We start from the raw sequence: 6410 nt of genomic DNA on the forward strand, positions 1-6410 counted from the left end.
AACTTCCCGCAGACCTATTCGATGGTGGGTGTGATCAACACCGCCGTGCGCCTGTCAGCGCCCTGGGACAGCGTGATTTGAGGCGCTGTCCGACACCGGCCGGGGGCGGTCAGCACGGATGATTGCCCCCATGAGCCGTCTTGTCGTCATCTCCAACCGCCTTGCCGATCCGCGCAAGCCCGCCGCCGGTGGCCTTGCTGTAGCCCTGGGCGAAGCCCTGAACCAGACCGGAGGACTCTGGTTTGGCTGGAGCGGCACCGTGGTCGAAGACGGCACACCCGGCGAGAGCGAACTGCACACCCGCCAGGCCGGCGCCGTCACCCTGGCCACCGTGGACCTGTGCCGCGAAGACCATGACAGCTACTACCACGGCTACAGCAACAGCGTGCTGTGGCCGGTGTTCCATTATCGGCTGGACCTGGCCGACTTCAACGCCCGCTACATCACAGGCTACCGGCGTGTGAACCAGATGTTTGCGCGCAAGCTGCTGCCCCTGCTGCGCGACGACGATGTGATCTGGGTGCACGACTACCACCTCATTCCCCTCGCCGCCGAGCTGCGTGCCATGGGCTGCAAGCAGCGCATCGGGTTCTTTCTGCACATTCCCATGCCGCCGCCGCTCATCATGGCGGCCATTCCGCAGCACGAGTGGCTGATGCGCTCTTTGTTCGCCTACGACCTGGTGGGCCTGCAGAGCGAGGCCGACGTGTCGCATTTCACGCGCTACGTGCGCAACGAGGGCAGCGCCGAAGCGGTGGACGAAAAGCGTGTGCGCGCCTTTGGGGCTACCGTGGTGGTGCAGTCGTTTCCCATCGGCATCGACGTGGACGAATTCACCCGCCTCACACACGCCCCCGACGCGGTGGAGACCTACGAGAACATGCGCGACGAGTATTCGCGCAGGCGCCTGCTGCTGGGCATTGACCGGCTCGACTACTCCAAGGGCATCCCACACCGCGTGCGCGCATTCCGAGAGCTGCTGGATCGTTACCCCGAAAACCGCGACAGTGCGACGATGATCATGATCGCCTCACCCAGCCGCGACGACGTGCACGCCTATGCCGACCTGCGCCAGGAACTGGAGGGCCTGTGCGGCTCAGTCAATGGCGACTACGGCGAACTGGACTGGATGCCCGTGCGCTACATCCACCGCATGGTGGCGCGCAAACGTGTGCCGGGCCTGTGCCGCGCCGCTGCCGTGGGCCTGGTCACGCCACTGCGCGATGGCATGAACCTGGTGGCCAAGGAATACGTGGTGGCGCAAGACCCGGACAACCCCGGCGTGCTGGTGCTGTCACGGTTTGCAGGTGCAGCAGAACAGTTGAAAGAAGCGCTGCTGGTGAACCCCTACGACCCCCAGGGCATGGCCGACAGCATCCAGCAGGCCCTGCAGATGCCGCTGGCCGAACGGCAGGCGCGCCACCAGAAGCTCATGGCGCGCATCCGCGAGCACGACGTGCACTGGTGGCGCAAGGCGTTTCTGGACGCGCTGCAGACGGCGGGCTAGCAGGCGCAGCGGCCGCGGTGATGGCGGCCCTACAACAGCTTGGTGATCAGGCTGACCACAAAGCTCAGCAGCAGCGTGGACGCCAGCGGCACATCCCAATCGCGCCCCAGCCAGCGAAACCGGAAGTCCCCGGGCAACCGCCCAAAGCCCATGCGGCGCAGCAGCGGCGACAGCCAGCTGATGAACATCAGGGCCAGGAGAATGACGAGGAGCCAGCGGAACATGGTGCGCCCAGTGTAGGCGCCACCGCATTCGACTAGGCGATGGCGGTTTCGGCCAGTTGGTCCAGCGCCTGGGCATGCAACTGGGGCGTGGCAGCCGCCACCACCCGACCATCCGATGCCACCGTGAGCGCGCGGCCCTGCCAGTCGGTAATGCGCCCGCCCGCGCCCTCCACCAGGCAGACCAGCGAGAGGTAGTCGTAGGGCTGCAGCCCCGCCTCCACCACCAGGTCCACATGCCCCCCCGCCAGCTGGGCATAGGCATAGCAGTCGCCGCCAAACCGGCGCAGCGCGCACTGGCGGCTCAGCGCGTCAAAACGCTGCCAGTCGGCCGCACCAAAGGCGTCCGGCGACGTGGTGTAGATGCGGGCCTGCGCCAGTTGCTCGCACCGGCTGGCCCGCACGGGCTGGCCATTGCACTGCGTCAGCTGGCCTGCCAGCCCCGTCCAGCGCTCACCCAGCACCGGCAAATCCATGAGCCCCAGCACGGGCCGCCCCTGGTGCAGCAGTGCAACGAGCGTGCCCCACAGCGGCGATCCGGTGATGAAGCTCTTGGTGCCGTCGATGGGATCGATCACCCACACGTACTCGGCGTCCAGCCGCTCGCGGCCATGCTCCTCGCCCAGGATGCCGTGCGTGGGTGCCTGCGCCCTCAGAACCGCGCGCATCGCAGCCTCGGCCTCGCGGTCGGCAATGGTGACCGGGCTCTCGTCCGCTTTGGTCAGCACATCCAGCGGGGTGCGGAAGTACCGCAGCGAGTGGACGCGGGCCGCATCGGCCAGGGCGTGCGCCAGGTCCAGGAAGGGGGAAACGGGGGTTGGCAAAGTGTTCATGGGAATGTGCAAGGAAAGAGGTGCGGGCAGTGGTTGGGCAATGGGGAAGGGCCTACCGCTCGGCATGAACGGGTTGGCATATTTAGTGCTTGTGTATTTTCGTGCAAAAACAATAATTTGCACAAGTGCAATAAAACGCACACATTTGGTGAACAAATTCCCTGGCCTGCGGCGACCCCGCACTGTTTTTTGGCAACACACCGTTCTGGAGAAATTCATGCGCACTCGCTCCTCCCTCTTTGCCGCCCTGCGCCTGCTGCCCGTGCTGGGCGCCTTGGCCTGCGGGCTGACCGCCGCCCAGGCGGGCACCGTCACGGCCTACACCGCGCTCGAAGAAGACGAGATCAAGGAATACCTGGCCGCCGCCAAAAAGGACCTTCCCGATGTGGACGTGAAGGTGCTGCGCCTGTCCACCGGCGACCTGGGTGCGCGCATCCTGGCCGAAGCTGCCAACCCGCAGCACGATGTGATCTGGGGCTGGGCGCTGACCAATACGCTGGACCCGCGCATCACCGCCCTGCTGGAGCCCTACAGCCCCAAGGGCAGCGACAAGCTGGCCGCCAAGGACAAGGCCGCCGATGGCAAATGGTTCACCACCACCGGCTACATGGCCGCGTTCTGCGTGAACACCGAGGTGCTCAAGGCCAAGAAGCTGCCCATGCCCACGTCGTGGAAGGACCTCACCAACCCCGTCTACAAGGGCGAGGTCGTCATGCCCAACCCGGTGTCCTCGGGCACAGGCTACCTGCAGATTGCCGCGCTGATCCAGTCGCGCGGCAATGACGAGGGCTGGAAGCTCATCAAGGCCATGGACGGCAACGTGGCGCAGTACATCAAGTCGGGCTCGCGCCCCTGCAAGGCCGCGCGGGCGGGTGAGTTTGCAATTGGCACCTCGCTGGCGTTTGCGGCCATGCAGTCGGTGGACGAGGGCTACCCGGTCAAGATGGTGATCCCCACCGACGGCGCGGGCTATGAGCTGGAAGCCTCGGGCCTGATGGCCAGCTCCAAGAACAAGGCCGACGCCAAGCGTTTTCTGGACTGGACGCTGTCTCCCGGCGCAGCGCAGCTCTACACCAAGTACAAAGAAATCGTGACCGTGCCCGGCGTGCCGCAATCCAAGGCGGCTGCAGCGGCAGGCCTGCCCGCCGACCTCTCCAAGGTGCTCTACCCCATGGACTTCGCCAAGTCCGCCAAGGAACGCGACGCGATCCTGGGCACCTGGCAAAAGACCATCGGCCGCTGAGCCGCTGTACCGAACCGCTGCACTGAACCGCACTCCCCGAGGACCACACACCATGTCCCTGCAGATCACCGACCTGCACAAGAGCTTTGACGGCCAGGTCGCGCTCGAACGCATCCACCTCGCCGTGGGCGCCTCGGAGTTCGTGTGCCTGCTGGGCCCCAGCGGCTGCGGCAAGACCACGCTGCTGCGCATCATCGCGGGGCTGCTGCCTGCCGATGGCGGCCGCATCACGCTGGGCGGGCGCGACCTGGCCACGCTGCCGGCGCGCGACCGGGGCTTTGGCATCGTGTTCCAGTCGTACTCGCTGTTCCCGCACATGACGGTGGCGCAGAACGTGGGCTACGGCCTGGCCATCCGCCGCACACCGCCCGACGTGGTGCAGGCGCGCACGGCCGAGCTGCTGGACATGGTGAAGCTGGCCGACTATGGCGGGCGCTACCCGGCGCAACTGTCGGGCGGCCAGCAGCAGCGCGTGGCCATAGCGCGGGCCCTGGCGGTGAACCCTTCGCTGCTGCTGCTCGACGAACCCCTGTCGGCCCTGGACGCCCGCGTGCGCGCCGACCTGCGCCATGAGCTGCGCGAGGTGCAGCGCCGCCTGGGCATTCCCACCATCATGGTCACGCACGACCAGGAAGAAGCCCTGGCCATGGCCGACCGCATCGTCTGCATGCAGGGTGGGCGCATTGCACAGGCGGGCTCGCCGCGCGAGCTGTACCTGGCACCGCGCACCCGCTTCGTGGCCAACTTCATGGGACACAGCAACCTGCTGCCGCCCGCCCAGGCACGGCTGCTGCAGCCCGCGCTGGGCGGGGCCCCCGAAGGCATGGCGCCCGAATCGGCCCTGCTGTGCATCCGCCCCGAACGCCTGCAGCTGCAAGCCAGCGCGCAGGGTGCGGGCCGCGTCACCGGCACCACCTTCCTGGGCAGCATCCAGCGGGTGCAGCTGCGCTGGAACGACCTGGACCTGCTGGCCGAATCCAGCAGCGCCAGCACCTGGGAGGCGGGCCAGAACGTGGACATCTCGGTGAGCGCACAGGACTGCGCCTGGGTGCACGCATGAGCACCACTGCCGCCCCCCACCTGCCACCCATGCACGCCAGCGAACGCTGGCTGCTGCGCGCCTGCCTGCTGCTGCCGCTGGCCGCGCTGGTGCTGTTCTTTGGCGTGCCCATGCTGGCCATTGCCTGGCGCAGCCTGGTGCAGGACACGGGCGGCATCGGCTGGGGCAACTACGCCGCGCTGCTCGACACCCCGGGCGTGTGGCGGGCCCTGGCCAACAGTCTGCTGCTGGGCGCCGTAACCACGGCCGTCACGCTGGTGCTGGCCTTTGTGGTGGCGTTTGGGCTGGAGCGCACCGGCATGCCGGGCCGCCGCTTTGTGGCCGGGGCACTGGCCCTGCCCATGCTGGCGCCCTCGCTGGTGCTGGGGCTGGGCCTGATCTTCCTGCTGGGGCGCAACGGCATCGTGGGCAAGATGCTGGGTGTGCGGCCCGAGATTTATGGCTTTTGGGGTCTGCTGATTGCGGACGTGCTCTATGCGCTGCCGCAGGCCGTGCTCATCGTGCGCACCGCGCTGCGCCAGGGCGATGCCCGGCAGTACGACGCCGCCGAGGTGCTGGGCGCCACGCCGTGGCGGCAGTTTTGCGACATCACGCTGCCGCAGGCCCGCTACGGCCTGCTGAGCGCGGGGTTTGTGGTGTTCACCATCACCATCACCGACTTTGGCAACGCCGTGGTCATTGGCGGCAACTTTGCCGTGCTGGCCACCGAGATCTACAACCAGGTCAGCGGGCAGATGAAGTTCGGCATGGGCGCGGTGGTGGGCATGCTGCTGCTGGCGCCCGCCGCGGTGTCGGTGTTCATCGAACGCATGGCCGCACAGCGCGCCGGTGCGGGGGCCGAATCGGCCCTGCCGCCCACGCCCACCCGCCGCCCGGGGCGCGATACCGCATTCTTCATCGCCTGCATGGGCATTGCGTGCAGCATCGTGGCCCTGGTGCTCACGGTGGTGTTGGCCAGCTTCATCCGGCTGTGGCCCTACCGGCTGGACCTCACACTCAAGCACTACGACATCACCATTGCGGGGGGCTATGCGCCGCTATGGACCTCGGTATGGGTGTCGGCCCTGGCCGCCAGCGTGGGCACGGCGATGCTGTTTGTGCTGTGTTTTGGCATCCGCCGCCTGCCGGGGCGGCTGGCGCAGGCAGCCACGGCACTGTCGGCCTTGCCGGTGGGCGTGCCTGGGCTGGTGCTGGGGCTGGCCTATGTGTTCACCTTCAACACCGCTACCTGGCCCTGGGGCATGCTGTATGGCACGGCCATCTTGCTGGCGCTGTGCAACTACTACCACTACCACACGCAGGGCTTCATGACCATGATGACCGGCATGCGCAACGTGCCCACCACGCTGGAAGACGCCACCACCGTGCTGGGCGGTAGCACCGCCCGCGTGCTGCGCGATGTGTACCTGCCCGCGCTGCTGCCTACGCTGCTGGCGGTGCTGGTGTTCTTGTTCATGCGCTCCATGGTCACGCTGTCGGCGGTTATCTTCCTCATCACGCCCTCGCTGCCCATGGGGGCGGTGACGGTGATGCGTCTGGATGAAGC

General features: G+C 67.2%; 6 protein-coding genes. 4 read left to right on the top strand and 2 right to left on the bottom strand.

Annotated elements, in window-relative coordinates; all coding sequences use genetic code 11:
* Window positions 1–130 precede the first annotated feature (130 nt).
* The gene (gene otsA, locus DBR23_RS12935) at window positions 131–1507 is read left to right on the top strand and encodes an alpha,alpha-trehalose-phosphate synthase (UDP-forming) (protein WP_108498523.1); all 1377 of its coding nucleotides are present in this window, start codon (window positions 131–133) and stop codon (window positions 1505–1507) included.
* 29 nt (window positions 1508–1536) lie between these two features.
* On the opposite strand, the gene DBR23_RS12940 is transcribed toward otsA, so the two are convergent.
* Together DBR23_RS12940 and hisN are read right to left on the bottom strand one after the other, a co-directional pair.
* Window positions 1537–1731 carry a DUF2905 domain-containing protein gene (locus DBR23_RS12940; protein ID WP_056745516.1) on the bottom strand — a complete coding sequence of 65 codons (195 nt, stop codon included), beginning with the start codon at window positions 1729–1731 and terminating at the stop codon, window positions 1537–1539.
* Window positions 1732–1763: 32 nt separating this feature from the next.
* On the bottom strand, window positions 1764–2561 hold the full coding sequence (gene hisN, locus DBR23_RS12945; RefSeq protein WP_108498516.1) for a histidinol-phosphatase: 798 nt from the start codon (window positions 2559–2561) through the stop codon (window positions 1764–1766).
* A 217-nt stretch (window positions 2562–2778) separates the two neighbouring features.
* Between hisN and DBR23_RS12950 the strand changes: the two genes are divergently transcribed.
* From DBR23_RS12950 to DBR23_RS12960, 3 genes are all read left to right on the top strand, one after another.
* Entirely contained in the window at window positions 2779–3804 is a 1026-nt protein-coding gene (locus DBR23_RS12950; RefSeq protein ID WP_108498517.1) for an ABC transporter substrate-binding protein, read from the top strand.
* Between the two features lie 52 nt (window positions 3805–3856).
* Window positions 3857–4864 carry an ABC transporter ATP-binding protein gene (locus DBR23_RS12955; RefSeq protein WP_108498518.1) on the top strand — a complete coding sequence of 336 codons (1008 nt, stop codon included), beginning with the start codon at window positions 3857–3859 and terminating at the stop codon, window positions 4862–4864.
* Window positions 4861–6410, top strand: a 1550-nt coding sequence (locus tag DBR23_RS12960) for an ABC transporter permease subunit (RefSeq protein WP_233250440.1), incomplete at its 3' end; no start/stop codon positions are given. The genes DBR23_RS12955 and DBR23_RS12960, both read left to right, overlap by 4 nt.

Source organism: Acidovorax sp. HMWF018 (assembly GCF_003061035.1).
GTDB lineage: Bacteria > Pseudomonadota > Gammaproteobacteria > Burkholderiales > Burkholderiaceae_C > Acidovorax > Acidovorax delafieldii.

What these genes read in the sequence shown, in the direction of transcription:
- DBR23_RS12940 (WP_056745516.1), bottom strand. Translation starts at nt 1,731, where the DNA reads ATGTTCCGCTGGCTCCTCGTCATTCTCCTGGCCCTGATGTTCATCAGC.
- otsA (WP_108498523.1), top strand. Translation starts at nt 131, where the DNA reads ATGAGCCGTCTTGTCGTCATCTCCAACCGCCTTGCCGATCCGCGCAAG.
- DBR23_RS12950 (WP_108498517.1), top strand. Translation starts at nt 2,779, where the DNA reads ATGCGCACTCGCTCCTCCCTCTTTGCCGCCCTGCGCCTGCTGCCCGTG.
- hisN (WP_108498516.1), bottom strand. Translation starts at nt 2,561, where the DNA reads ATGAACACTTTGCCAACCCCCGTTTCCCCCTTCCTGGACCTGGCGCAC.
- DBR23_RS12955 (WP_108498518.1), top strand. Translation starts at nt 3,857, where the DNA reads ATGTCCCTGCAGATCACCGACCTGCACAAGAGCTTTGACGGCCAGGTC.